At 46.5% G+C, this 2,901-nt stretch carries 3 protein-coding genes; all 3 read right to left on the bottom strand.

Annotation, left to right across the window (positions count from 1 at the left end):
* Nucleotides 1–336: 336 nt before the first annotated feature.
* The 3 genes from MO867_RS21365 to MO867_RS21355 all read right to left on the bottom strand — a co-directional run bounded on the left by MO867_RS21365 (nt 337) and on the right by MO867_RS21355 (nt 2,708).
* Nucleotides 337–549, bottom strand: a complete 213-nt coding sequence (locus tag MO867_RS21365; protein WP_252472905.1) for a hypothetical protein — start codon at nt 547–549, stop codon at nt 337–339.
* Between the two features lie 957 nt (nt 550–1,506).
* Nucleotides 1,507–2,154, bottom strand: a complete 648-nt coding sequence (locus MO867_RS21360) for a hypothetical protein (RefSeq protein ID WP_252472904.1) — start codon at nt 2,152–2,154, stop codon at nt 1,507–1,509.
* Nucleotides 2,155–2,288: 134 nt separating this feature from the next.
* On the bottom strand, nt 2,289–2,708 hold the full coding sequence (locus MO867_RS21355; RefSeq protein WP_252472903.1) for a hypothetical protein: 420 nt from the start codon (nt 2,706–2,708) through the stop codon (nt 2,289–2,291).
* Nucleotides 2,709–2,901 lie beyond the last annotated feature (193 nt).

The following is a 2,901-nucleotide window of genomic DNA, read 5'->3' as shown; positions in this document are numbered from 1 at the left end:
ATCTGGCCGTGGTTCCTACCTATTTCGCCCCCTAAAACTGTCCGAAGTATTGCTCTCAATGACTTGGTTTTATTGTGTATATCTTCTATGTTCATTCGGAATATAAAGCAAGTCAGAAAATGGGGGGGGAACTGCTATTTAACAGACATCACCGAACTAAAATTTCGGCAAACTTTACTATGCTCCCAAATTTTATCCATGGTTTCAAATTTGAATGCCTAATTACTGCTCAGATAGTGGATCTTGCTCTTTCCTGAGCAGTCTCCAATTGCATAATATCGGTAGCAAAAGCTAGCGATAGCGAGTCTAATCCTCGATTTCTGCGGACGAATTTGTCTATTTTTGTATGATTTTCCCACGGATTTTTTCTCTTAAAGTTCTAATTCCAACTGGTTTTAGTGGGAAATGTGTTGCAAAAATAAGCTCCATCAAAAATGGTACAACAAGCAACGTAGTGCCGAATACTATCCAATTTTGAAGAAGTAATCCCATATAGATAGCAAGGCCAGGCATAAACCCCCAGGAAAATGCCAGCAACCACTTAGACAATAACGTGTACTCATACTGGAAAAAGTAATTAATGCAATGCAATCTACTTGAAAAAGTGAGCATCTTTATTTCTACTGCCAGATCTTTGCATTTTGGGCATTTGCTCATCAGGACTTATAACGTCTTTATAACCGGCAGCCAGTGCGCGAAACGCACTTTAGGCTGTCCAGCCACGAAGTGGCGATGGTTGATAAACTTGGTACGCCCAGCATGGGCGTGAACTAATGGGGTGAAAGTCCCCTGTAGGAAGATCACTGTTTAATAGATTCCATTAGATGCTAACTACTAGCGAATGGCAACTGCAACACCGTGAGGTCTTGTGGGGAGGAAGCCGCTAGCAAAACTACGAGCTGACGAACAGAAACATCCTATAAGGCTTAGCCAGGAGGCGAGGTGGCCAATGACACCGAAGCCAAGTGATCTAATGGGTAGAGTCAATGATGCAGTTGTGTAGTGAAAGTTCACGTTCTTATCTGGGGAGGTCTGTTTAACTTGCTGCTATGAAGTTGTCAGCATGGCCGCTGACTCATAAATAGGCCCAGCCCGCTAGCCACCATCGCGGGGATAGAAAAAAGTGGTGGGACACAGCAGCGCCTCGGTCAGTAATGGCTGAGGTAATTAAACAGAAGTCAGCCGACGGCATAGTAGCCAAATGCCAAGATTAATACCTTGGGCAGGATGAAGGTCTGAACCCAAGATCCACGAGTTAGAAGACAGGGCTAGCCTACCGATAGGTTTCCAGTCGGATAAAATTGAGGTAGCGCACTGCCATGACACTCAACTCAAATGAAGAGCTGCTCGACACTGATTTCGTTACGTGATCGTTGGTTAGAAATTCATTACGGATAGGGAACCACCCATTGCGGACCCGCACGATGGGTGGTGGGGGGGCCGGTAGGTAAAAACTACCGGCTACCCGATTTAGGTGGCTTCGCCACGACAACTCCTTGAAGAAAGTTATGCGGATTCATTCATTCGTGAAATAGCCCAACGAACCACCCCAGCGACCCATAGGAACCCGATAAGACCCCCAAGATAAATATTCATGCTTCCCCCCGGTGCTATGAAGCCCGTTTGTCCAAATATAGTGATCGTCTCCAGCGCCTGCTCGACAAAGAATATGGCGCTAATCCAAGTAAGCCAGCGAGGAATTATCGGTGATGCGCCGAACCCTAGCGCGCCAACTGCCACCGCCATAGCGGTTGTAGATCCGTTCACCAGCGGCCCCCAATATGTAGCCATGCCGAAGAGTGTGCGAGCGACCGCTGGATCTAGCCCTTCTGGATGAAATGCTAATCCTGCCCAGAACCAAGCCTGAACCTGCGCGGTAATCGCGAAACCAAGAACACCAGCCAAAAATATATACCGATGTGGATGTGGAAGCAGAGTAGAAATTTGGCCGCCAAATATAGCGAGCCCAAGTGAAAAAAATGCGGCCGTCCATGCATACAGTCGAGCGCTTGTACCATTTGCGCTGAGCCAATCTACAATCTCTTCTCCGCTTGACTCGATTGTTGGATACGAATCGCCCAACGCTACGAAGCCAGCTACGTAGAAAGCGCCAGTAAGAAGTATGTTTATCAGCAAGATTCGTGATTGTCTCATGCGCTTACCGGCCAGTTGAACAGAAATTCCATGACTCCACCTAACGCCTCAAACACGGGCTTGGTAAATTTGGCGGCTTTTTTGGAAAAAAAGATGACAAATTTACCAAGCCCGCGTGCTTTGACTTGTTAGCACTAGTCTTCATCTTCGACCCATATACACATTGCTGAGTTTTTCCCTACACATAAAATACCGCCATCGAATGTAGAGCCAGTAAAAGGACTTAAGCCAAAAGAGCTTGTGCCGTGGTACTTGTGCCACTCTGCGTTTGTATAAAAAGTGGATTCAGCAGGCGCTACAGAATAAATCAAATACTCCGAATATTTCTTTGCTTCTTCCCTTGGCATAATCTCACCACTATGTGCAAGGTCGCGCCACAGTATTGCTTCTACTATCTCGCGGGCCATATCAATTTCTACCTCTATGAGATTCTGCTCGTTCGGGAAAAGCCCGAAACCACTTAGAAGTGTAGTAATGGGATAATTCCAATTTGGTGAGAAGTTGACTCTAAGCTCACCACAATCTCTTTTCTCTATTATATCTACAATGTTCATAGTTCGTATTGGGTGCTAACGCCTGGCGCACAGGCAAAGCGCGCAGTGCTTTGTCCAGCCACACGAAGTGTGGCGATTGTGCCGCCACTTGGTACGCCCAGCATGGGCGTGGACTAATGGGGTGAAAGTCCCCTGTAAGAAGATCACCGTTTAATGGATTCCATTAAATGCTAACTACTAGCGAATGGCAACT

Source organism: Microbulbifer okhotskensis (assembly GCF_023895975.1).
Lineage (GTDB): Bacteria > Pseudomonadota > Gammaproteobacteria > Pseudomonadales > Cellvibrionaceae > Microbulbifer > Microbulbifer okhotskensis.
This window is presented reverse-complemented; position numbering and strand designations above follow the sequence as displayed.